General features: G+C 39.1%; 18 protein-coding genes. 11 read left to right on the top strand and 7 right to left on the bottom strand.

The annotated features are described in order from the left end of the window. Nucleotides 1-4: 4 nt before the first annotated feature. The 11 genes from C8N37_RS03830 to C8N37_RS03880 all read left to right on the top strand — a co-directional run bounded on the left by C8N37_RS03830 (nucleotide 5) and on the right by C8N37_RS03880 (nucleotide 18,077). A complete protein-coding gene (locus C8N37_RS03830) occupies nucleotides 5-1,486 on the top strand; it encodes a xylulokinase (protein WP_108157623.1) in 1,482 nt (493 codons plus the stop codon). 6 nt (nucleotides 1,487-1,492) lie between these two features. Beyond that, entirely contained in the window at nucleotides 1,493-2,821 is a 1,329-nt protein-coding gene (gene xylA / locus C8N37_RS03835) for a xylose isomerase (RefSeq protein WP_108157624.1), read from the top strand. Between the two features lie 276 nt (nucleotides 2,822-3,097). Next, nucleotides 3,098-4,951, top strand: a complete 1,854-nt coding sequence (locus C8N37_RS03840) for a sialate O-acetylesterase (RefSeq protein ID WP_211322185.1) — start codon at nucleotides 3,098-3,100, stop codon at nucleotides 4,949-4,951. 63 nt (nucleotides 4,952-5,014) lie between these two features. Next, nucleotides 5,015-7,102 (top strand): hypothetical protein, encoded by a 2,088-nt coding sequence (locus C8N37_RS03845; protein ID WP_108157625.1) that lies wholly within the window; start codon nucleotides 5,015-5,017, stop codon nucleotides 7,100-7,102. A gap of 35 nt (nucleotides 7,103-7,137) precedes the next feature. Beyond that, a complete protein-coding gene (locus tag C8N37_RS03850; protein ID WP_108157626.1) occupies nucleotides 7,138-8,721 on the top strand; it encodes a glycoside hydrolase family 43 protein in 1,584 nt (527 codons plus the stop codon). 67 nt (nucleotides 8,722-8,788) lie between these two features. Further along, on the top strand, nucleotides 8,789-10,198 hold the full coding sequence (locus tag C8N37_RS03855) for a glycoside hydrolase family 43 protein (RefSeq protein WP_108157627.1): 1,410 nt from the start codon (nucleotides 8,789-8,791) through the stop codon (nucleotides 10,196-10,198). A gap of 373 nt (nucleotides 10,199-10,571) precedes the next feature. Further along, the gene (locus C8N37_RS03860; protein WP_211322186.1) at nucleotides 10,572-11,978 is read left to right on the top strand and encodes an MFS transporter; all 1,407 of its coding nucleotides are present in this window, start codon (nucleotides 10,572-10,574) and stop codon (nucleotides 11,976-11,978) included. 10 nt (nucleotides 11,979-11,988) lie between these two features. After that, complete coding sequence (locus C8N37_RS03865) at nucleotides 11,989-13,143, top strand: endo-1,4-beta-xylanase (RefSeq protein WP_108157629.1); 1,155 nt, start codon at nucleotides 11,989-11,991, stop codon at nucleotides 13,141-13,143. An 11-nt stretch (nucleotides 13,144-13,154) separates the two neighbouring features. Further along, the gene (locus tag C8N37_RS03870) at nucleotides 13,155-14,120 is read left to right on the top strand and encodes a glycoside hydrolase family 43 protein (RefSeq protein ID WP_108157630.1); all 966 of its coding nucleotides are present in this window, start codon (nucleotides 13,155-13,157) and stop codon (nucleotides 14,118-14,120) included. Between the two features lie 96 nt (nucleotides 14,121-14,216). Continuing rightward, nucleotides 14,217-16,256 carry an alpha-glucuronidase gene (locus C8N37_RS03875; protein ID WP_211322187.1) on the top strand — a complete coding sequence of 680 codons (2,040 nt, stop codon included), beginning with the start codon at nucleotides 14,217-14,219 and terminating at the stop codon, nucleotides 16,254-16,256. A gap of 57 nt (nucleotides 16,257-16,313) precedes the next feature. Beyond that, complete coding sequence (locus C8N37_RS03880) at nucleotides 16,314-18,077, top strand: glycoside hydrolase family 43 protein (RefSeq protein WP_108157631.1); 1,764 nt, start codon at nucleotides 16,314-16,316, stop codon at nucleotides 18,075-18,077. A 344-nt stretch (nucleotides 18,078-18,421) separates the two neighbouring features. Here the strand turns inward: C8N37_RS03880 and C8N37_RS03885 are convergent, their stop codons facing one another. The 7 genes from C8N37_RS03885 to C8N37_RS03915 form a co-directional block, all read right to left on the bottom strand. Continuing rightward, nucleotides 18,422-19,255: a sialate O-acetylesterase gene (locus C8N37_RS03885; protein WP_108157632.1), complete on the bottom strand. Its 834-nt coding sequence runs from the start codon at nucleotides 19,253-19,255 to the stop codon at nucleotides 18,422-18,424. 83 nt (nucleotides 19,256-19,338) lie between these two features. Further along, entirely contained in the window at nucleotides 19,339-19,707 is a 369-nt protein-coding gene (locus C8N37_RS03890; protein WP_108157633.1) for a hypothetical protein, read from the bottom strand. Nucleotides 19,708-19,729: 22 nt separating this feature from the next. After that, the gene (locus C8N37_RS03895) at nucleotides 19,730-20,089 is read right to left on the bottom strand and encodes a hypothetical protein (RefSeq protein ID WP_108157634.1); all 360 of its coding nucleotides are present in this window, start codon (nucleotides 20,087-20,089) and stop codon (nucleotides 19,730-19,732) included. 63 nt (nucleotides 20,090-20,152) lie between these two features. Continuing rightward, nucleotides 20,153-21,433: a foldase protein PrsA gene (locus C8N37_RS03900; protein ID WP_108157635.1), complete on the bottom strand. Its 1,281-nt coding sequence runs from the start codon at nucleotides 21,431-21,433 to the stop codon at nucleotides 20,153-20,155. 104 nt (nucleotides 21,434-21,537) lie between these two features. After that, nucleotides 21,538-23,247 (bottom strand): endo-1,4-beta-xylanase, encoded by a 1,710-nt coding sequence (locus tag C8N37_RS03905; protein WP_211322188.1) that lies wholly within the window; start codon nucleotides 23,245-23,247, stop codon nucleotides 21,538-21,540. Nucleotides 23,248-23,276: 29 nt separating this feature from the next. Continuing rightward, complete coding sequence (locus C8N37_RS03910) at nucleotides 23,277-24,311, bottom strand: DUF5627 domain-containing protein (protein ID WP_108157636.1); 1,035 nt, start codon at nucleotides 24,309-24,311, stop codon at nucleotides 23,277-23,279. Nucleotides 24,312-24,331: 20 nt separating this feature from the next. Further along, the gene (locus tag C8N37_RS03915) at nucleotides 24,332-26,101 is read right to left on the bottom strand and encodes a RagB/SusD family nutrient uptake outer membrane protein (RefSeq protein ID WP_108157637.1); all 1,770 of its coding nucleotides are present in this window, start codon (nucleotides 26,099-26,101) and stop codon (nucleotides 24,332-24,334) included. Nucleotides 26,102-26,120: the final 19 nt, after the last annotated feature.

A 26,120-nucleotide genomic window follows, 5' to 3' on the forward strand; every position in this document is an offset into this window, starting at 1 on the left:
TTATATGTTATTATTAGGAATAGATCTAGGGACTTCCTCTATTAAAGTATCTGTGATCGATGCGCAGACCAATAGACGAATAGCATCTACACAGTACCCGGATAGTGAGGCGGCTATCATCTCGGAGCAGCAGGGATGGGCAGAGCAAGATCCACATGTCTGGTGGGATTATACGAAATTGGCGATCCAAAAACTGAACAGTACAGGCTTGTATAATCCGAAGCATATCGGTGCAATCGGTATTGCCTATCAAATGCATGGTTTAGTGATCGTGGATCATGACCAGCAACCGATACGCAATGCGATCATCTGGTGCGATAGTAGGGCGGTAGCAATAGGAGATGAGGCTATCTCCAATTTGTCAGCTACTGGTTTTTTAGGATCCCACCTCAATTCTCCAGGTAATTTTACGGCTTCAAAGTTGGCTTGGGTAAAGGAAAATGAACCTGAGCTGTATGCTAAGATTTATAAATTTATGCTTCCTGGTGATTATTTGAGTATGTGTCTGACTGGTGAGATCAATTCCAATATCAGTTCCATATCTGAAGGTATTTTATGGGATTTTAAGCAGAATAGTATTTCCGATACTTTACTTCATTATTATGGAATAGATCGCGATCTAGTACCCGAAATCTTACCAGTCTTTTCCAATTACGGTCAGATTAAGGCGGATGTTGCCGATGAGCTGAATCTGTCTAGGGAAGCATTTGTGAGCTACAAAGCCGGAGATCAGCCCAATAATGCATTATCATTAAATGTATTTGAGCCTGGAGAAGTTGCTGCAACTGCTGGTACATCTGGTGTTATCTATGCGGTCACAGATCAACTGGTCTATGATCAAGAGTCGCGTGTGAACACTTTTGCACATGTCAATCATGATCATGTCCAGACGAGCTTGGGCGTGTTGCTCTGTATCAATGGTACGGGTATTCAAAATAGCTGGATGAAAAAAATAACTGCTCGAGGGAATGATTATGTACAGATCAATCAATTAGCTTCCAATATTGCTATTGGTTCTGATGGTATTATCGTACTGCCATTTGGCAATGGAGCTGAACGCATGCTAAAAAATAAGATGGTGCATGCCCATATCGAAAATATAGATTTTGTACGACACGATGATGCACATTTATGGCGTGCAGCACAAGAGGGAATAGCCTTCTCTTTTCGGTATGGTCTTGATATTTTGAGACAAAATGGTATCGAACCAAAGGTCATTCGAGCAGGACATGCCAATTTATTTTTGAGCCCTGTATTCCAGCAATCTTTTGCAGGAGTCACCAATGTGGAAGTCGAGCTATATGACAATGACGGCAGCGTGGGGGCGGCATTGGGTGCAGGACTGGGTGCGGAGATATTTGTTTCTCGTAAAGAAGCTTTTGCAGGATTGGAAAAACATGCCATTATTGAACCTTCACATGTTGGTTTATATGATGAGTTATATGAAAAATGGAAAAATAGTTTAAATAGGAAATTGTTAAATTAATTAAAAATGGAAGTTTTATTAGGAAATCAAGAGTATTTTAAAAACATTGGTCAAGTTAAATATGAAGGTGTCGAATCGGATAATCCGTTAGCCTTTCGCTGGTATGATGCTAACCGTGTGGTAGCAGGAAAAACAATGGCAGAGCATTTTAAATTTGCTTGCTCTTATTGGCATTCGTTTAATGGTAATGGATCTGATCCATTTGGGGGACCTACGCAGTTTTTTCCTTGGGATGCTAAATCTGGAATAATAGATCGAGCTAAAGATAAAATGGATGCTGCATTTGAATTTATGACAAAAATGCAATTGCCTTATTACTGTTTTCACGATGTTGATTTAGTGGACTATACCGATAATGTTGTTGAAAATGAGCAAAATCTGGAGCGTATTGTGAGTTACGCTAAGGAGAAGCAAGCGAAAAGTGGTATTAAATTGCTTTGGGGTACAGCAAATTTATTTAGTCATCACCGATATATGAATGGTGCATCGACTAATCCTGATTTTCATGTACTCGCTCATGGTGGAGCGCAGGTAAAGGCAGCGATTGATGCTACAATTGCTCTTGGTGGCGAGAATTATGTTTTCTGGGGTGGTCGTGAAGGCTATATGTCACTCTTGAATACCAATATGAAGAGAGAACAGGAGCATTTGGCTCGCTTTCTACATGTTGCGAAAGATTATGCACGTAAAAATGGTTTTAAAGGGTCATTTTTTATTGAACCAAAGCCATGTGAGCCTTCTAAACACCAGTATGATTTTGATGCGGCAACCGTGATTGGCTTTTTGAGAAAATATGATTTATTGGGTGATTTTCAGTTAAATCTAGAAGTTAACCATGCTACATTGGCCGGACATACTTTCCAGCATGAATTACAAGTTGCAGCTGATGCGGGACTTTTAGGTTCTATAGACGCTAACCGTGGTGATTATCAAAATGGTTGGGATACGGATCAATTTCCAAATGATTTGAATGAATTGACAGAATCTTTGCTCATTATTTTAGAAGCTGGTGGCTTAAATGGTGGCGGTGTTAATTTTGATGCTAAAATACGCAGAAATTCAACAGATCCTGCTGATTTGTTTTATGCCCACGTTGGTGGTATGGACAATTTTGCAAGGGCTTTAGTGATCGCTGACAATATTCTTCAAAAATCTGATTATAAAAAAATTCGTTCACAACGTTATGCAAGCTTTGACACTGGGGCTGGCGCTGACTTTGAACAAGGTAAATTGACTCTAGAAGATTTAAGAAACTTTGCTGCCGAAAATGGTGAACCAAAATTAATTAGCGGTAAGCAAGAATACTTAGAGAATTTGATCAACCGTTTTATTTAGTCGTTTCATTTAATTGTTTTTTTGCACGTTAAGTTATGGGAAGAGCAATCGCTCTTTTCATAACTTATTTTAAACCAACTTCGACCGATTAAGAGCATTTAATAAAGCAATTTTACATCTCTACATTTACGATATAAAGATTAGAAATCTTCCATCTTTCTATCACAAGAACACTTAAATTCTTCCTCATAAAATAAAGGAAGAAAAGAATGCTATGTCATGATGATAATTAATTACGATATATTTTTAAATACAAGAAAAATAATAGTTGTTTTTATGAGAACTGTTGCTGTTGTGTTGAGCTTTATCATGTTCCAAACTGTGTTTGCAAAAGTAAAGCTTCCTGCTTTAATTAGTGACCGTATGGTATTGCAGCGCGATATCGAACTTAAACTATGGGGCTGGGCAGATCGGGGCGAACAGGTTACTATTCGTTTTCAAGGAAAAATTTATCAGACGCAACCAGGAGCTGACGGTAAGTGGTCGGTGATATTGCCCCCGCAGAAAGCAGGCGGTCCCTTTATTATGGAAGTTAATGAGATTATTATTCGCGATATTTTAATTGGTGATGTGTGGCTGGCTTCTGGACAGTCAAACATGGAAACTCCTATTTTGAGGTTAGTGGATCGATACCCCGAGATCAATGTGTCCAATAACCATATGATTCGCTATTATAAAGTGCCCACACAAGAATCGATACATGAACAAGATGAAATCGCTTCTGGTGCCAAATGGTGCTCCGCAATCGCTTCGGACGTGATCAACTGGACGGCTTTGGCTTATTTTTATGCACAAGAGGCTTACAGACATACAGGTATTCCTGTTGGTATGTTGGTGTCTAGCAAAGGTGGGAGTACGATTCAAAGTTGGGTGGATCAAGATCATCTGAAAGAATTTCCAGCATTGATTGTAAATAAAGAAGCATTGCGTACAATGGAAACTGCTGCCATAGATGAAGGATCAAACAAATGGAATCGTGCAGACTTTAACGATCTTGAATGGCAAACCGTAGATATACCAAGTCGTTGGAATGAGACTGGATTGAATATCAAGGGTACTGTTTACTATCGCAAGGATTTTGAATTACCTGCTGCTATGGAGGGAAAACATGCTAAGTTATACTTAGGCACTATGATCGATAGTGATTCTGTTTTTGTGAATGGAAAATTTGTAGGTTCTACTTCATATTTCTATCCTCCGCGTAAGTATGATATTCCTGCAGGAATATTGATTGCGGGAAAAAATAATATCACCATTCGCTTAACCGCAAATGCAAATAACGGTGGATTTATTGAAGATAAACCGTATAAAATTGTAAATGATGAAATAGAAGTTGATCTGAAAGGATCATGGAAATATAAGGTTGGTCAAGATCTAGAGCTCTTGGAACAAACTAAAAAACAATTAGTAAACCTCCAATCCATGGGTTCAAGCTTATATCATGGTATGATTTATCCCCTGCGCGATTATCAAGTGAAAGGTGCGATTTGGTATCAAGGAGAAGGCAATGCTGGAGATCCAAATTACCAAAAATATTTAAAAGCACTGATCACAAACTGGCGAACGGTATTGAACCGACCTGAATTACCTTTTTTGCTTGTACAGCTCCCTAATTACTCGGCAAAATCTGTTCAACCTCCATTTCAGAGTGGATGGGCAAGTATACGAGAAGCTCAATTACACACGGCGTTGACCGTGCCGCAAACTGCAATGGCAGTGACTTATGATCTGGGCGAATGGAATGATATTCATCCGTTAAATAAAAAAGATCTTGCTTATCGTTTGTTTTTGCAAGCACGAAAATTGGTGTATGGAGAACAGTTGGTTAGTGATGGTCCTTTGTATAAAAATATGAAGATCGATGGAAACAAGATTATTTTATTTTTCCATCCTAATGCAGGCGGTCTAAAGAGCCGTGAAAATAGTTTAAAACATTTTGCAATAGCAGGTGAAGATCGGGTGTTTGTATGGGCAGATGCGATAATCAAAGGTCATACCATTATCGTGAGCAGTCAGGAGGTCGCAAATCCAGTGGCTGTTCGTTATGCCTGGAGTGATAATCCAGAAGAGGCTAATCTTCAAAATAAAGATAGATTACTAGCCTCACCCTTTCGGACTGATCAATGGTAGCACGAGCTGCTGTTGGATGTATTTGATATAATAACATAAAAAATTATAAGTAAAACTAACTATATGTTTAAGAAAAAGACTGCTTTTTTATTATGTGCAGGGATGCTAATGTTATCGGCATCCGCTGTCATGGCACAACAACAGGCGTTGAAAAGCAATAAGACACAAAAGTTTGTTCACCAAGCTGCCGGCAATCCTTATCTGCCACTTTGGGAACATTTACCGGATGGCGAGCCTCGCGTTTTTGAAGATCCGGATCATCCTGGGAAATATCGTGCATATATTATTGGATCGCATGACCTGAGGTTTGATAGTTATTGTGGTCCTGATATTCGGATGTGGTCTGCACCTGTAGACGACTTGTCAAGCTGGAGAGATGATGGTCCGATATTTACTTACCAGATCGATGGACAGTGGGATGTGATGTATGCTCCAGATTTAGTGGAGGTGAAGAGAAAGGATGGGCGTAAAGAATATTATTTGTATCCGCACAGTAGGGGTGAAAATCGTGAAGCCATGGTGGCTAAAGCCAGTCGCCCTGATGGTCCTTTTACACCGATCAACATGACGGAAGATGGCAAGCGTACGCTACCTGGAAGTGTTATTGGATTTGATCCTGCAATATTTGTTGAGCAAATTACCGATCCAAAAGATCCTGATTTTGAGATTGGTTTTAGAGCATATGCCTATTGGGGATTTCAACGTTCTTTAGCTGCCGAGTTGGATCAGAATACCATGTATTCGGTGAGACCTGGCCGAAAAATTATTGATCGTTTTATTCCTGCAAGTGCAAGTTATGGTGTACTCCGGGATCCTAAAGGAACAACTTATGCTCATATCTTACCTGGGGAAGATCTAGGTTCTTTCAACTTCTTCGAAGCATCTTCGATACGTAAAGTTGGGAATAAATATGTATCGGTGTATAGTGGGTACTCAGGACCTGAGTATGGAGTGAACAGTTCTAATTCGACATTACGTTATCTGATCGGTGATTCGCCGTTAGGACCATGGAAGAGTGGCGGGGTGTTGGTCGATTCGCGGGGACCTGTGTTAAATTTAGATGGAACGGCTATTGTGACGAGTAATGCGGGGCATAATACACATGGAAGTCTTGAAGAAATTAATGGACAATGGTATGTTTTTTATCATAGACCGCCAAGAGGATTTGGATTTGCGCGTCAAGCGGTCGTGGCTCCAGTTATTATAGATTGGGACGAGAAATCGGTTGCTCAAGGGGGATCTGTAAGAATTAGAGCTTTTGATCCTTATGGAGAAAATAAAATGGTGACTGTGAAGGATAGCCAAGGTAAAGAATATAAAGGAGCAGAAGTAACCTCTGAGGGCTTTCATATCTTTGGGCTTGATCCTTATCAATATTATTCTGCAGGATATGCAGCCTATCTTTCGGATATCAGCACCATACAGGATTCATGGGATATATGGGACAATCATATGCCTGTGACCAATCTGCAAAACGGGAATATTACTGGTTTTAAATATTTTGGTTTTGGGGGGCTTAAAAAGGATCAATTTGGTTTGAAAGCTTTTCAAGGTACAAAAGAAGGTAACCATACCATGTTTAACCTATTTCTAACTCCAAAATCTAAAAAATCATTTAAAGTTAATGTATGGTTGGATGGTCCTTATGATAATGCGGTATGGAATGGTAAAAAAATAGGCGAAATCGTGGTGCCTGCTCAGTCGAAATTTGAGACTACACAGTTTAAAATCGATGTATCCAAATTTGTTGATCATCTTGATAAAAAGCATGCGATATACTTGGTGGCAGAGGGTGAAGATCATGAAATACTCTATGATTTGATCGGTCTGGGCTTTAGTTCGAAGAAACATAAAATTGATCGCCCAATCGTGCCTCAAGTGCGTATCGCTGTCAATGGCAAAGCACTGGAAATACCGGCTGTACCTGTTCGATCGACCAATGCGAATGGCATTGTTGATTATGATCAGTATGAGATCAAAAGCAAAATTTCTTCGCAATCATCAACTGCACCTGTCGTGACGGCATCTGCAGATCATCCTGATGTCAAAGTGACGATTACACAGGCGGACTCTGCTTCGGGGACAAGCAGCGTCGTATTTAATTACAAAGGAGTATCCAAGATTTACAAGGTCATATTTACATCTGAATAAATCTATAAATCAATTTCAAAAAATAGATCAGCGTTATGAAATTTCATTTTAAAGGTATGCGCATATTATGTCATGTGGTCTGGGTCTGTGTGTTATTCATAAATCCAATTTATGGACAACAGATCGATCATCAGGCGCGTAATCCTATTATTTTTTCCGATGTACCGGATCTCTCCATGATACGAGTAGGTGAGACTTACTACATGAGCAGTACGACCATGCACATGAACCCCGGTTTACCGCTGATGAAGTCGAAAGATTTAGTGAATTGGGAAATGATCGGATACGGGCATCATGCTCTGGCGGATATGGACGAACTGAATCTCGATGATGGGAAAAATACATACGGTCGGGGATCATGGGCAAGTAGCTTACGCTATCATAATGGGACCTACTACGTCAGTACATTTGCACAAACAACGGGTAAGACGTATATCTATTCCACTCAAAATATCGAGAAGGGACCTTGGAAGCGCACAGAGTTTAAGCCTGCTTTGCACGATCATAGTTTATTTTTTGAAGGAGATCAGATTTATATGGTATGGGGGGGCGGTCAAATCAATATCATTGAATTGCTGCCTGATCTTTCGGGAGTGAAGCCGGAGACTCAGCGTGTCTTGATTGAAAATGCCACTTTACCAACCACACCACTAGGCAAACAAGGGGGGCTTCCTGCTGAAGGCTCCCAATTGTTTAAAGTGAATGGAAAATATTATCTATTTAATATTTCCTGGCCTCCGGGCGGAATGCGGTCGGTGATCGTGCACCGTGCTGATCAACTTCATGGACCATATGAAGGACGTGTGGTGTTGCAAGATAAAGGGGTAGCACAAGGTGGATTGATTGATCAACCAGATGGTAAGTGGTATGCTTATCTCTTTCAGGATTATGGTGCCGTTGGGCGCATCCCGTATTTAGTACCTGTCCAATGGATCGATGACTGGCCGGTATTGGGTATTGATGGTCAAGTCCCGGATGTGCTGGATCTTCCTGCTAGTAAAGGATTGATTCCTCATCTGGTTAACTCGGATGATTTTGATCGTAAAGGTGGAGAACCTGCTTTACCACTGGTGTGGCAGTGGAACCATAATCCTGTGGCGGATCTTTGGTCCGTAAGTGCTAGAAAGGGACATTTGAGGTTGAAGACTGGGCGAGTAGATCAACAATTTTTACAGGCTAGAAACACATTGACACAGCGCACCTTTGGTCCAACATGCACAGGATCTACAGCTATAGATATTGCTAATATGAAGGACGGGGATTTTGCAGGTTTATCTTTATTGCAGAAAAACTATGGTTTGGTCGGTGTCCGTATGGACGGAGGAAAACATTTTTTAGTGATGGTCAATGCGATGACGGGAGCGGAAGAAGAGGTGGCCCATATTCCTTTACACCAAAAGAAAGTTTATTTAAAAGCCAACTGTGATTTTACCAACAAAAAGGATACGGCCACTTTTTTCTATAGCCTTAATGGAAAAGAGTGGCTTCCAATAGGTCCGCAGTTTAAAATGAGCTATACGATACCTCATTTTATGGGATATCGATTTGGCCTATTTTATTATGCGACCAAAACTGTCGGTGGATTTGTTGATTTCGATTATTTCCACATTAGTCCTTAACATTTGCATACATTTTTGAACTTCTCAATCGTATTTTTTGTAAAAAACACTTAATCATCCTTTAAACATGAAGAAAACAAAAATTGTATTGGGCATTTTAGCTTCTTGTGTGAGTACAGCTTTATATGCTCAGAACCCAATTATTCAAACTCATTTTACTCCCGATCCTGCTCCTATGATTTATCAGGATAGGGTATACGTGTATACGGGAGATGATCTACCGGGATATGACTTTTATTATATGACTAAATGGAGAGTGTACTCCTCTGCTGATATGGTCAATTGGACTGATCATGGTGTTCCGATTTCGCTAGAGTCTTTTAGTTGGGCACGGGATCGTGGTTGGGCAGCACAATGTGTGGAGCGGGATGGTAAATTTTACTGGTATATCTGTGCACAGACAATAAATAATGATATGGCTATTGGTGTTGCGGTTTCCGATAGTCCAACTGGGCCTTTTAAAGATGCATTGGGCAAGCCGTTGATTACCACTGGAAGCTGGTCTAATATTGATCCTACTGCTTATGTCGATGATGACGGTCAGGCTTATCTTTATTGGGGCAATGCCCATCTTTATTATGTCAAGCTCAATAAGGATATGATTTCGTACGCCGGAGATATCACAGAGGTTCCGCAATCTGTTGCATCTTTTGGTGGACTCCGAAAACCGGGAAGAAGTGATGAGGCTTTAAAAAAGGGAGAGGAGTATGAGGATGTGTTTGTGGAGGGACCATGGTTTTATAAACGAAACAAAAAATACTATTTGATGTACGCCGGAATGACAAAGGGTGTCGAATGTTTGTCTTATTCTACGAGCAGTACACCTGTAGGGCCTTGGCAATATCAAGGAAAGATCATGACGGGACAGCCTACAAATAGTTTTACCAATCACGGAGGAGTCATTGACTTTAAAGGCAACTCCTATTTATTTTATCATACGGGTTTATTGCCTGGTGGTGGAAGTTATGGTCGATCTACGGCTGTGGAAGCGTTCAACTATAACAAAGATGGCAGTATTCCTAATATTGCCATGAGTAAGGAGGGCGTAACCCCTGTAGGGACTGTCGATCCATACAAAAAAAATGAAGCCGAGATGATGGCCTGGTCCGAAAAATGTACGACAGCAGAAAATGCGGAGACTGGTGTATATGTTACTCAGATCCGAACTGGAGGATATATCAAAGTTCGAGCGGTAAATTTTGGTGATCGTGGTGCTGAATCATTTTCAGCTCGGTTGGCGGCAGGACTTGATGGTGGCATTTTAGAAGTACGTTTGGATAGCTTGGCTGGTACTCAGGTAGCTGCTGTCCAAGTTCCCCGTACTGGAGGATGGAATACATGGCAAACCTTTGATGTTCCTCTATCGCAATCTGCTTTAGGGATTCGTGACGTGTATTTTGTATTTAAAGGACAAAATATTACGGCAGGTCGTGAACTGTTCAATTTTGATCACTGGTCATTTCATGAAAAGAAATAGTGCCCTAGTCTTCTTCATATGTTCATCTGTATAACCTTTTCAGATCTTACTTCAATAGTAGACCATCACAACCATCATCCTAAGTTTATAATCTTCTTATTAAAATAAGCGCATCAAGTGATTGATTATTTACTAAAAAGAGAAGATCAGCCGTTTTTTGTTGTTATTTAAACATTTTTATCTGTTAATAAGACATATGTATCAGGTGCTAAATCGTCGTACTAGTAATTTTACAATGGTAATAGCGAACTCTTGACCGATAATAAATCAATTCTATTCAACATGATTGCGCATCAATCATGTTGAAATAGGAAGTAGACTATACCATTATGATAATCAATAACGACCAATTATTTACACTATATAAATGAAAATGAAAACGCAAACGATAGGCGAACAAAAAGGTTTCTATAAGCTTTCGCAATTGCAACGAATAGGATTTGGATCTGGTGATTTGGCGCAAAACCTCATTTATCAGACGGTATCCATGTATCTGCTTATTTTTTATACCAATGTGTTTGGTATATCTGCAGCTGCGGCGGGAATTATGTTTTTAGTCGTGCGGATCGTTGACGTGATCTGGGATCCCATTGTGGGCGCATTTGTAGACAAGAAGAATCCAAGAATGGGTAAATACCGTTCTTATTTGATTTTAGGCGGCATCCCTCTGACCGGTCTTGCCATTCTTTGTTTTTGGAATGGATTTTCTGGTTCATTGGTCTATGCTTATATCACATACGTTGGTCTATCGATGATTTATACCTTAATCAATGTTCCCTATGGCGCCTTAAATGCATCCTTGACTCGCGATACCGATGAAATTACCAAACTGACTTCAACGCGTATGTTTATGGCTAATATGGGAGGGCTGGCGGTTGGGTATGGCGTACCGATCATGGTGCAATATTTTTCTCCTGATGGAAAGATTAATTCGCAGGAATCTGCTGAAGCGTGGTTTATTACGATGACGATTTATGCCATTGTCGGCTTGTTTTTACTGATCTTCTGTTATACACAGACTCAGGAGCGTATTGTTATGGATGAAAAAGAGACTGAGAATGTAAAAGTTTCTGATTTGTGGACTGAATTTAAACATAATGGACCGTTGCGGGTGTTAGCTTTTTTCTTTATCACGGCATTTGCCATGATGGCAATAGGTAATTCAGCAGGGTCATATTATATGATTTATAATGTTCAAGCTCCAGAAATGCTTCCCTATTTTATGGCATTGGGGTCTATTCCGGCTTTTATTTTTATGCCTCTTGTACCTGCTATTAAACGTGCGATCGGTAAAAAACGCATGTTTTATGTGTTTTTAACCATTGCAGTATTAGGAATGGTCATGTTGTATAGTATTTCAGTTGTCCCAGCGCTAAAGACACAAGTCTGGTTGGTGTTAGTGGCACAATTTATTAAATCTACGGGAGTAATTGTTGCGACCGGATATATGTGGGCATTGGTTCCGGAGGTGATTTCCTATGGTGAACATGCAACAGGAAAACGCATATCTGGTATCGTGAATGCCTTAACGGGTATATTTTACAAAGCTGGAATGGCTTTAGGTGGTGTTGTACCTGGACTTGTATTAGCTTATGTCGGGTTTGATAAAGATAATACAGTTTCGCAATCTGCCTATGCGGAACAAGGTATCCTTTGGTTGGTGGCGATTATCCCTGCCATTTTATTAATAGGCGCCATGTTTATCATCTCCAAATATGAATTGGATGATGCTGTTATTGACAAAATAAATCATGAAATAGAATCTAGACATAAGAATTAAATCATTAAAAATGAAGATAGCAAAGATATTTTTGTTAACGGGTATGGCTACATTAAGTTTAGCTTGTAGTTCAACTAAATCACAGCAAATGCAGCTTGAAAGTACTTATGACAACCAAGTCGTACTCAAGAATGCTTTTAAGGGTAAGTTTTATATCGGTACTGCGTTGAATCTGGATCAGATATGGGGACGCAATGATGCTGCTCTTGCTGTTGTTAAGGAACAATTTAGTGCGATCGTTGCCGAGAATTGTATGAAAAGCATGTATATGCAACCACGGGAAGGCGAGTTTAACTTTAAAGATTCCGATCGTTTTGTTGAATTTGGAGAGAAAAATGGTATGCATATCACCGGACATACCCTTATTTGGCATTCACAAGCGCCCAATTGGTTTTTTGTAGATAAGAACGGGAAACAGGTTTCGCGCGAGATCTTGATTGAAAGAATGCGCAAGCATATCCATACGGTTGTTGGTCGATATAAAGGACGAATCCAGGGTTGGGATGTTGTCAATGAAGCTGTTTTGGATAACGGAGAATTGCGTAAAAGTAAGTTTTATGAAATCATTGGTGAAGACTTTATCAGGCTTGCTTTTCAATTTGCTCAAGAGGCAGATCCAAATGCAGAGTTGTATTACAATGACTATTCTACAGCCATTCCGTCTAAAAGAGATGGGATAGTCAAGCTGGTAAAGAACGTATTAGACTCGGGAGGTCGGGTTGATGCTATTGGGATGCAAGAACATCATGGCCTTGATAATCCTGCAATATCTGAAGTTGAAAAAACAATCATCGACTTTGCGAGCTTGGGTACAAAAGTAATGGTGACCGAAATGGATATCTCGGTACTTCCTCATGCTCGACCTCATATGGGGGCTGAAATCAGTGAAACGTATCAATATAAAAAGGAATTAAATCCTTATGTGGATAGTTTGCCTACGGCAATTTCTGCTGCTTTGGCAAATCGTTATCAGGAGTTTTTTGGATTATATCTCAAACATGATGACAAAATAACTCGTGTGACGCTATGGGGAGTCGGTGACGGTGACTCATGGAAAAATGGATGGCCTATTCCTGGACGTACAGACTATCCTTTGTTATTTGATCGTCAATATAAGCCTAAAGCTTTTATAAAGGATATCGTTGAATTAGCAAAACAAAAATAAACATATACTGGATGAATAAGGGAAGATATTTAGCGCCACATGATTTTATGGCAGATCCGTCGGCTCATGTTTTTGAAGATAAAATTTATATTTATCCTTCACATGACTGGGAAAGCGGGATTTTAGAAAATGATAATGGTGATCATTTTAATATGAGGGATTACCATGTTTTCTCCATGGATGATATCGATGGAGCGGTCGTGGATCATGGCAAAGTATTAGAAGTGGGCGATATTCCATGGGGTGGTAGACAGCTGTGGGATTCGGATGTAGCACAAAAAAATGGTCAGTATTATCTTTATTTCTCCTTAAAGGATAAGACCGATCTTTTTAGGTTAGGGGTAGCCGTGAGTGATACGCCATATGGTCCTTTTATCCCACAAGAAAACCCTATTTTGGGCAGTTACAGCATTGATCCCTGTGCTTTCGAAGATGATGATGGCACGCATTATATTTACTTTGGAGGTATATGGGGGGGGCAATTACAATATTATAGAGACAATAAAATCAATTATCCAATGGATTTGCCTCATTGGCATGAATCAGCTCTATGCCCAAAAATAGCCAAATTGTCGGATGACATGTTGCAGTTTGGAGAGGAACCAAAAGATGTTCTTATTCTAGATCAAGAGGGTAACCCACTCAAGCAAGGTGATCTGGATCGTCGTTTTTTTGAGGCTTCTTGGATGCATAAATATGGGGATAAATATTATTTTTCATACTCTACTGGCGATACGCATTTACTGTGTTATGCTATCGGGGACAATCCATATGGTCCTTTTACTTATCAAGGCGTTATTTTGACACCAGTTGTAGGTTGGACGACGCATCATAGTATTTTAAAGTTTAAGGGCAAATGGTATTTATTTCATCATGACTGTGTTCCATCGGGTGGTAAAACCTGGTTGCGAAGTATGAAAGTAGTGGAACTGGAGTATGATGAACATGGGCTGATCAAGACTATTGAAGGACAATAAGATCAAAATTGTTTTTTTTAACAATGATTCTGCTAACCTACTTACTTAACTAAATTTCAACTGAGATATCTCATTATAAATACGATACTTACAACTATGATGAAAGTCATTATATTGCTTTTACTCTTTATTTTTCCTTACTCTATTGTTCGCGCAGAGGATGGAAGTAAGCTTTGGCTTCGATATGTTTCTGTTTCTAAAGATGTTGCTCATAATCGTTCGATCAGCATTCATTCGAAGGATCCGATTATTCTATTAGCAAAGCAAGAATTAGTTAACTTTTGGGGGAAACAGTCTATTGAATTAGCGGTGGATCGAAAATTAACGTATTTAAAAGATGGATTTAAAATAACGGGCAATTTAAATCGGATAAAAGTGATTGCGCATGAGCCTGTAGGGTTATTATATGCAGCTTATCATTTGTTGCAACTTCAGGCGACCAATCAACCTGTTTCAAATTTAAATATAGAAGAAATACCCTCATTTGATATCCGGATTCTCAATCATTGGGATAATCTGGATCGCACCGTTGAACGTGGTTATGCAGGATATTCGTTGTGGAAATGGGACGAATTGCCAGGTGTCATATCTCCTCGATATGAGGAGTATGCACGAGCTAATGCTTCTATTGGTATCAATGCTGTTGTTATTAACAATGTAAATGCCTCTCCTCAAATTTTGAGTTCGCAATATGTGATTAAATTAAAAAGTCTGGCTGATATCTTTAGAAGATATGGCATCAAAGTTTATCTGTCTGTTAACTTTTCTTCTCCAAAAATTTTAGGGGGTACGAAAGATTCAGATCCGCTTAATCCTGAGGTCATTTTATGGTGGAAGAATAAGGTGAAAGAGATTTATCAGGTAATTCCTGACTTTGGTGGCTTTTTGGTGAAAGCTAATTCTGAAGGACAGCCAGGTCCCCAAGACTATGGGCGTACTCATGCAGATGGGGCAAATATGCTTGCAGATGCCTTAAAGGCATACCATGGTGTGATTATGTGGAGAGCTTTTGTTTATAATCCTTCTTCTGAAGATCGAGCCAAACAGGCCTATCAAGAATTTGTCCCTCTCGATGGTGCATTCAGAGATAATGTGATCATTCAAATTAAAAATGGACCGATCGATTTTCAGCCTCGTGAACCCTTTAATCCACTCTTCGGTGCACTTCAGAAAAGTAATGAGATGGTCGAATTTCAGATCACGCAAGAATATCTGGGGTTTGCGAATCACTTGGCCTATCTCGCACCACTATTTAAAGAAACACTGGATAGTGATACTTATGCCGATGGAAAGGGGAGTACAGTTGCAAAATTGACGGATGGTACATTAAGACCTGCACGGAAAACAGCGATTGCTGCAGTGGCTAATATTGGTGAAGATATCAATTGGACAGGTCACCATTTTGGGCAGGCAAATTGGTTTGCTTTCGGAAGGCTGGCTTGGAATCATGAGCTATCGTCTGAACAAATTGCGGAGGAATGGATTAGCATGACCTTTTCGACTGATAATAAGTTTATTGACCCTGTGAAGAAAATGATGATGGGTTCGCGCGAAACAGTCGTTAACTATATGATGCCTTTGGGGCTACATCATATATTTGCCTTTGACCATCACTATGGTCCTGAACCTTGGGGTGATCAGGAAGGAGGTCGTCCAGACTGGATGCCTTGGTATTATCATCATGCAGATACTGTAGGGTTGGGATTTGATCGCACTTCTAATGGCAGTAATGCTATATCTCAGTACCGTCCACCTATTCAAGAGGTTTTTGGAGATATCCAATTATGTCCAGATCAGTATTTACTTTGGTTTCATCATGTGCCATGGAGCTATACCATGAAAAGTGGACGTTCCATGTGGGATGAATTGTGTTACAAATATGATGCGGGTGTGCAACAAGTACGTGCCATGCAGCAAGTTTGGGATAGATTGGAGGGGCAAGTGGACCAGCAGCGATTTGTTGAGGTACAGTCGAAGTTGAAGATTCAGTCTAGGGATGCGGTATGGTGGAAAGATGCCTGCCTTCTTTATTTCCAAACATTTTCAAAAAAGCCTATTCCATATGATATCGAAAGACCTGTTCATGAACTGGAAGATCTGAAAAAAATAAAGTTAATGATCAAACATCATAATTAAATGAGGTCTGAACAGAATGATTCGCGCTTTAATGTGTTCAATAATTATAAATATAAAATGCAAATAATACAACAGATAAGAGATAAAACAGCAGCAGTATGTTGTGTACTGACGCTCGTTATATTTTCATCATGCCAAGCGATGCGGACAGATGATGGAAAAGGTAACCTAAAAAGACCACAAGGATCACCTCTATTTAGTAATTTCAACTATACAGGTAATGATCTGATTTACAGTGAAAATCCAATTATTCCAGGGAAATTTTATAGTACTATTTTGCAAGGTTGCTATCCTGATCCTAGTATAACACGGAAAGGTGACGATTATTATTTAGTAGCTTCTTCCTTTGTGATGTTTCCTGGTGTTCCTATTTTTCACTCTAATGATATGGTAAATTGGAAACAGATAGGCCATGTTCTGAACCGTGAGTCTCAGCTACAAGTGGGCAATGCCGGTATCAGTGAAGGTGTCTATGCTCCTGATATCATGTATAATCCTAATAACGATACATTTTATATGATCACTACGCAGTTTGCTTCGGGTATTGGTAACATGGTCGTTAAAACAAAAGATCCTAAAGAGAACAATTGGTCAGACCCGATAAAATTGCAATTTGAAGGAATTGACCCTGCCTTATTTTTTGATGATAATGGAAAAGCCTATGTGGTCCATAATGATGCTCCTGATGCAGGAAAAGAATTGTATAAAGGTCATCGGGTGATCAAAATCTGGGAGTATGATGTGGAGAAGGATCAGGTTGTAAAAGGTACGAGTAAGATCATCGTTGATGGGGGAGTAGATCTTTCCAAGCAACCCATCTGGATTGAAGCTCCACATATTTATAAGAAAGATGGACAATATTATTTAATGTGTGCAGAAGGAGGTACTGGAGGAAATCACAGTGAGGTTATTTTTTCTAGTGATCACCCTATGGGGCCTTATATTCCTGCAAAAAATAATCCAATTCTTTCACAGCGTCATCTACCCGCTGATAGACCCAATAAAGTCGATTGGGCAGGTCATGCAGATTTAGTACAAACTGCTGATGGGGAATGGTATGGTGTGTTTTTAGCGGTTAGACCTAATGAAAAAGGTCGTGTCAACTCCGGCCGGGAGACATTTGTATTACCTGTTGATTGGTCGGGTAAATGGCCCGTTTTTGAGGGAGGAATGGAGCCTTTGAAGGCATTGGTGCGAACACCCAAAGGGGTTATAAATAGTCAAGGTAAAGCAGGTTATTTTCCAAATGGGAATTTCACTTTTAAGGACAAATTAAATGGAAAAGTACTAGATGAACGCTGGATTGCATTGCGTGGCCCTCGTGAAAAGTTTTTGGTAAATGAAAAGAATGGATTGACGATTAAACCTTTTGATATTCATATTAAAGAAAAGAAGCCGATATCCGCTTTATTTTATAGACAACAACACTTATCATTTACTTCTGAGGTAGTAATGGATTATATCCCAAGTTCTGAAAAGGATCTTGCTGGTATTACTTGCCTACAGAGTGAAAAGTTCAATTATGTATTTGGTGTTACAAAATCAAATCAGGAATACTACATACAACTCGAGCGTAGTGAAAATGGTGTCACACAAATAGTGGCTAGGCAAAAACTCAGTACATTGGGTAAAATGAAATTGCGCGTTAGTGCATCAGGTGATGACTATACATTTTCATATGCTTTAGCTGGTCATGATTATCAGAATCTAGGTGGAACTGTATCGGGAGATATTCTTTCTACAGATGTCGCAGGTGGTTTTACTGGGGCTATGATCGGTCTTTATGCAACCTCTGCTCATTCGATTAATTCAGTTAAGTAATTATATGTGTTTAAATATGCTGATCAGGTAAATGTTATTTCAATATTTACCTGATCAGCATATTTTTTGCTCTTTATTTCTCTGATTAGTTAGCTATTACTGCGTATGATCTTGAAAAATCTTCTGCTCATTGCAGTAAAGCTATAATATATCTTTTGATCAAGATCTGAAGATATTCCTTATGGTCTTATCTTCTTTGTTGATACACATTGAATAGCAGATTTCAGCTCTCTTAATTTACTCTATGTTCGAGAAAATGCGTAGACATGCATGCTCTTCAATACCTTCTTTCCGATTTAAAATTAAAAATGATAGGAAGCAAAATATGCGATCGTTATCATGATTTAGGGCTTAAGGGCTAATACGACTTTGGCATAGTTGATGCCAAGCTGTCTATAACCTGCGGCACTAAAATGCAAGCCATCTGTCACTCCTTCACAATCCTTTGAAGAGACAACATGAGCATTTTTAATAGTTTGGGGTAAAGTTTGAATAATGGTATTCATGCTCGCACATTTACCGCCTTGATCTGCTGCTAATAATTCACCAGCTAGGAGTGAAGTTTTTTCTTCCTGCAATCCTAGATCTTTCAATAGGTTGTGATATACTTGACTTACCTTGTTAGGCCAATCTTGGTCTACCGTATTTGATTCGCCCTGATGCAGTAAGATCCCTTTGATGACTCCACTTTGCTGTGCGATCTTTCCCATTTCAACTAATCTATCATAGGGATTATTATCGTAGGCAGCTAACATACCTTTCATCCAGTTAGGGGCTCTATGTACATAATTGGTTACGCTATCTTTATCAAAAAGCTGAATATGGCAGCCTCCAATGGATACATTGATGATACCGACACGAATGCTATCTGGGAGATTTTCAACGAGTGTTTTACCAAAATAATCTGCAGGTGTAAGACCTGTATTGCATCGGGTTATAGGAGGTTTGGCTAGGTACCATTCTCCTTTTTTACGATTGAGGTCTGGACAGTCAACCGCTTGAAGTGAATAGAAACGGTGATTGACTAAGGTATCTTGATCTTCAAATTTGCTATGTCCTTCCATATTGGATTGACCAAAGCAAACATAGATATGAAAGTTCTTATCCTGAGCATATCCAAGCGTCTGAAAAAATAAGAACAATAAAATAAATATAGATTTAAGTGTGTTGATTTTCATGTTTTTATATGTTATAATTTTATAGAGAGGGAACATTTTCCCCTCTCTATACCTCATCAATTATCCAATGTTTTTTATGGTGACTACCACATTAACTCCACTAATCCAATAGAATTGGATGCGCAGTAAATGCCAACTTCCATAGCATACCAATATCCAGAAAATGTTTGATAATTTCCGGTTGAAGCTCCAAAGATATAATTATGAATCGTTGTACTTCCATGTTTTAAATATGCCGAACCAGAGGTGGGAATATATGACGGTTCACCCGCGCCAGTGTAGGTAGATCTAAAAGCGATTTCACAATAGCTGTTTATCCAGACCACTTGACTGTTATTGGCAGGGTACATACCCGGAACAGAGGACGCCATTAGGCCTATACCATTGGTATAAGCAAAGCTCATGGTCACACTGGTGACTAATAAGCATAAGATTAAAATGATTTTTTTCATGATTTTTTTGTTTACAAAATGATTAAAACCAACTTACGGTTGCCGTTCCTTGTGCTCCAAGTGGCCCTCCAGCATAAATATATACGGTTAAAGATGACCAATATCGACCAGATCCCAATACCGAATATCTACTTTCTCCGTTTCCTTGTGACCAACCATACTGTCCAAGTAATTCATCACCAAAAGCTACCGCGGTTCCAGAAGTTGCATTACTCCATTCACAGTTGAAAAGGAGATAAGTGCAATTACTATTGATGTTAACTCCCATTTGAGCATGCTGATTTGGAGTACTTGCGTAAGCAGTTACACTTTGTTGATTAAAGGCGTAAGTGGCTGCTGAACTGATTAATAGTAGGCTTAAAATTAAAATGATTTTTTTCATGATTTTTTGTTTATTAAATGATTAAATATGAATAATTGATAGTGGTTCTTGAATAGTAGTAGTTTAAGTCATTTTATCCACGACTAACTTATAATTGGTTTTTAATCGGTCTATTTGTTTTCGATATTCTTCTTTCTCTTTTTTGATTAAAAATTGCTGCTTTAGACTATCGTTCTGCATGTTAAAATTGGATTGAATAGCTTTTTGTTGAGGTTGAATATGAGGAAGTATAACGTGTTCTCTGAAATAATTTATATAAAAACGATTTCTTAGCCAACCTTTAAATAATAAGTATTCGCTATCGTTTTCAGGTGAAAGTTTTTGAGCTTCATCATACAGAAATAGGGTAATTAAATGGGTATTGATCATCTTCTTGACATCTTCTGTGTTTTGAAGGGAGCCAAAAAACATGGGTTGATATTGGATGAATTCTTTAAAATCTTTTCCTTTGAATTGTTTTGTATTGCCATGAAATGTATATTCCATCAACAGCATACCGTCTACCTTACTGCTCCATTTTTTTTCTTTTAGATCATAATGACGACATAAATCTGTTATCGCTTGATCATAGAATCTAGGTTTTGTTTCCGCTTGTATGTGCTTGACGCTTTCAAATACATATTTATTGGTCATTCTTATCGTTATAGCCTGACGCAATTTGTGCTCCATTTCTTTATAGGGGCGGAGTGGAGCTGGTACTATATTTTTTACCATCATCACATATACACCTTCATCTGTTTCAAAAGGACCTATGATATCGTTAATTTTGGCTTGGTCAAGTTGTGTGGTGAACACTCCGTATGGAAGAAATGGATAGGTTAATGTGATCTGATGGAACTGTCCCTTTGGTGTTATCTTTTTTAAATTATTAAATTGGCTTTGATTGAACATGCTTTTTTGTAAAGCGCTAGTGTCTTTATCGGAGAATTTGATCAGATCGATCTGATATACAAAAGCACTTTTTTTATAGGCTGTTTGAAGTAAACTATCTGTAACTTGTAATTTTGGTTTTACTTTTTTGTTCCAAAGGTAACCGTCCACCTGAGCTACATAAAATTTCAGTGCATAGTCCAGACGCTTATGGAGCTCATTGATGGTATCATAACGATGCTCTTTTGCAAATGCTAATAGGTAGGCTTGATCCCGTATTTCTTCAAGTAGCTGGATGGAGTCATGATGATTACGTTTTAATTTTTCTTTTAGATAATGATATTCATCTTGCATGAGTGTATATGTACCGACCTGTAATATGACTTCATGACCCTCTTTTGGGGAAGATTGATGACTACAACTGTGCAAGAATAAAAGCAGTAAATAAGCAGCTGTTTTTATGATCAATTTCATCTTGATTGTTTGAATGATGTGTTGTAACCCTATCGAATAAAAAAGAGGGAAGGGCTTCTATTTTTTTTAACCCTCCCCTCAATTTACCAGATCATTTAATCCCCTTACTTCTGTTTTTGCAAAGCCTCTGCTACCGCTTGATATGCAGGTTTACGAACAAAGGATTCTGTCCATATTCCAATCGGTTCTCCTCTTCTCCAAAAAGAATTTTCGCGATCAGGACTGTCCAAAGGACTCCATAAGGTGATCCCATATTGTTGTGCTTTTGGGATAATTTCAAAGTATTTTTCAATGACAAATTGATACATTTCTGCTTGCTGTTGATACATTTCTGCAGTCGCATTTGCCGTTTTGATGTTATCTCCAAGACCGATATCAAGCTCAGATACTTTTATCATTTTACCGGTTGCGGCGAGTAATTTGTACATATTGACGATCTGATCTTTATTGGCCGTGCTATTGATATGCATCTGCGTACCGATGCCATCTACCTTGGCGCCTTTACTTTCCACATAATTGACGTAGGCAATTAAACCTTTACATTTATCTCCACCACCCTCAAGACCATAATCGTTTATAAAAAGGATATCATTGGGATTACCATATTTACGAGCAAGTTGAATGGCTTTGACCGCATAATCTTTACCCAGATAGTCTTGCCAATAAAATTCGTCCTCTGCTAACTCGGTTTTGCCAATTCCAGTTTTCAAAGCGTACTGATCAGGCCAGTCGGACATAGGCTCATTGACCACATCCCAAGCTTTGACATAATCTTTGGATACAGAAAACATACCTGCAATAAAAGTTTCTAATGCTTCAGTAAGAATTGTTTTTTTCTCTTCAGGTGTTTTTTCAACTCTGATACCACCAGGTCCGCCATATCCTTCACCTACTGCAGATTGTGAGCGGGTAGAACTGTTGCCCCATCCTATCCATCCAGTGATGTCTTTTTCAAAATCTCCGTCAGGGATGAGCTCAACATTACTACCAGCCTTTTTTAAGGAAATATTGTCTACGAAAACTGTTCCTGCAAACTGACCGAAATTAATGATTAATCGAGTGCGTAGTGCCGTGGTTTTTACTTTAAGTTCATACTCCTTATAGTCTGTAGTAAAAGCAATAGAACCAAAACTATCACCTGTATATGTGACTGTTTCTTGAAGATCTAAACCAATATTTCCAGCCTTACTACCTCTTACTGTAATTTTTAGTATGTATTCGGTATTGTCTTCTAGTCCTTTGGGGTCAAAAGCTGTTTGTGCTTCCCACGCATTGGCAACTGATGGGTTAGTCATCTTTAGTGCATAACCCGAAAGTGATGGGACATTGATACCTCCTGGTACTGGTGCCGAACCAGGGGGTAGTAATACTGGAGCAATCAGGCTATTTAAGTAAGCTGCATTTTGTCCTGAATGCCAAGTAAGGGTATGACCGTAGAGCTGCATATTATTTTCTTGTGCTGCTTTGATCAGCCGCTCTAGTTTACTTAAGTTCAGGTTGCCATCAGCTTGTACAATTGAAGCATGCTTCATTTCGTATCCCATGACCATTTCTTCAAAGTTTCGATTTGCTAAGCGAAACATTACGCCTTTATTGAGGTAATCGTCCATATTGAGGGCCACTCCCCATTTGAAATTTGGATGAGCCTTTTTATCGATGTATGAGATCAATGGGCTATAGGCATCAATATCTTCTTGCGCAATAATACTTTCAGGTTTTTCTACTGAATAATTTAAAACTTCATGTTTTGCACAGGAATTTAAAAAGAGACCTGCTATCAGGCTCGATCCAATGATTCTATTTAATCTTTTCATGTTCATTTTTCGATTTATAGATTAAAGAATTATGGTTTTATTGCAACAGAAAATGTTTCCATTTTGACTCCTCTGTCACGCATGACCAATGTATCCTGCGTGCTCACAGTCATTTTGGGCATATCGATTTGGTATGTTAAATACAAAACATCCCGATCGGTATTTCCCCAACTATTTTTATCTCCTCTTTTAACAAAAGTTCCTTTTCCCGAAGCTGTTGCTCCCGCTGTTGCCGAAGTGACTGTACAGTTGTTGTTATCATCAAATGACAATAGTAGATTGCAATCTATATTTTTATCGTCTACATCCTTAAATGTTAATGGAAGGATCGTATTTTTCAAAGACGCTGTGGTCAGGCTTTTAACCTCATCTTTTTCTACGTAAGCATTTCTTCTAATTTGCGTTTGAGTGAGGGCATTATTTCCATTTTTACCAACAATCATATCACGGCCGCGGCGGAGATAATTACCCTGCCAGGTATTGATATATTTAATGGCATAGAAGATATAATCTTTTGGGGCCGTGTCCCAGTCGTCAGCTACTGCTTTTCGGCGTAGGCTTCCTGCCTTTGGAATTCCTGATAAGATAGAATCTGCATTCATGACCTGAGTGAGACGTATAGGAAGCACATAATTGGTTGTGATTGCTTTAGGGTCGGCAAAGAAATCTGCTGTTAACTGTATTTCTACTCCTCCAGTAATGCTCCCTTTTGGAATCACGATTTTATTGGACGCTATCGTATAATAGTTACTTGGCAATGGGATCACATCGGCATCATTTGAACCATATACGATTTTGTTGGTCATCGTATTGTCTACCGTAAAATCAATGGTGATATCTTTTTTATTATCATAGACACCGCCAGTAGTAGCCATTACCTTGAATTTACCTTCATTATCTAACGAGGTGTCAAATAAGTCTTCTCCCATAGTAATCGTACGTATCGGATATTGATAAGCGAAATATACCGTCTGGTATTCGAAATCTGGAAATTCCCAGTCCTGATTTTTACAGGATGTAAATACTAATATTAGTATAACGGAAAATATATGTAATTTTTTCATCTGATTTTTTTATAAATGTTTTACCATCCCATGTTTTGTTCGAGGTTACTGTATTTTAGGATTTCACTATAAGGAATAGGACCGTATTGCATATAGGGTTCATATACTCTATTTTCAACCTGGATAGTTGTATAACTATTATTTTGAATGCTGATACCCCGAGCTGGTTCGGTCAAATTTTTATTCCATCTTCTGATATCCCAAAATCGAAAACCTTCAAAACATAATTCTAATCTTCTTTCATTTCTGATGAGTTCTCGCATCAGCTCTTTATTGTTTTTGACCTGATTGAGGTAGGGGTCTCCATTAGTCGTACCTACACCAGCACGTGTTCGGATTGCTTTGATGATATCGTAAGCCGAAAATGACTGTGTACCAGTACCAGTAGGTCCCCAAGCTTCATTAGCCGCTTCGGCGTAGGCGAGATATATCTCAGTCATACGCAGGCGCGGAGTGATATGATATTGTCCCGATGTAGAAGAAGGGTTAAGATTGACGTCCTGACGTAATAATTTACGTAAGTAATATCCTGTCCGGGTGGATGTTTCCACTTTATTTAATCCATCATTGGTTGGACTGTTTACCGTTGTATTGATTGCCGTATTATTTACGCCTGATGTCGTCCCGTTAACTAAAATATAGTTTTTAAGTCGCGGATCGCGGTTATCATAAGGAGATTGAGCATTAAATCCACTATTTGCAATATCGGTCACTGGATACCCATTGGCCATTGGAAACGCATCGACCAGATTTTGGGTTGGATTAATCCGCCCACGACCAAACAATGTAGGAGGAAATTGATCCGCTTCTAAATTTGACGATACATCACCACGATCTACACGCCATAGTATTTCTGACGTATTGCGACCTTCGTTCATGGCATTCACGCTATTTTGCTGATAAAATAATGCTCCTTGTGGGTCTATGCCAGATACACCTCCTTTTTGCTGGATCACAAGACCTGCGTAATTTGCAGCGTCAGCCCAGGTAGTTGTATTGCCACTTGCAAAAGCTGGACTTGCGGCCATAAGCGCTGCTTTGGCCTTGATCGCTTGAATAATTCGTTTACTCATCCGTAAACGAAAATGTTTGCCGAAAACTCGATTGTAATCATCCATTTTGATTGCTAATGCTTGATATTTAGCGGGAACTTCGCTTTGCGATGAAATATCTTCATAATCTAGCGGTAGTAAGTCCTCCGCTTTTTGAATATCTGCATAAATTTGTTGCATACAGGCTTCAAAAGTGGCTCTTTTATGGTTAAAATCGGATGATAATACCTCATGTTCCAGTATAATGGGTACGCCCATAAGTTCACCGCTACTCGTTTTCCCTGCGTGGGATTGAAGCAGATGGAACATAAATAAGGCACGGAGACCATAGGCTTCACCTTTCATCCGATCATTGAACATAGTGGTGACCTGTTCTGTCGAGGCCCAACTTACTTTGTCTGTTAATTCTAAAAAGTTGTTGATATACTGTATTGCTGATTTGCTATTCCGCCATTGATCAAATGGATTGTTGATAGCAGTCCATTGCCCCGTAGCTATTTTTTGATAATCATTTGCCCGTTCGTTAATTACGGCATCGTCTGTGGCTACATCGTTAAATGACCAACTGTTTGTGGGTACTCTTGTATAACCATTTAATAATAATCCTTGTGCGTACAAAGGCCTATCGTATGCGGTCTCAATATCTAAAATATTTTCGATGGCAGGCTCAAACATATCTTCACAGGAAGTGAGCGATAGGACAGAGGCAATGCTGAATATGAATATGATTTTTTTCATGTCAATTATTTTTTCACTG

The organism is Sphingobacterium faecium, from assembly GCF_003054045.1.
Classification (GTDB): Bacteria; Bacteroidota; Bacteroidia; order Sphingobacteriales; family Sphingobacteriaceae; genus Sphingobacterium; species Sphingobacterium faecium.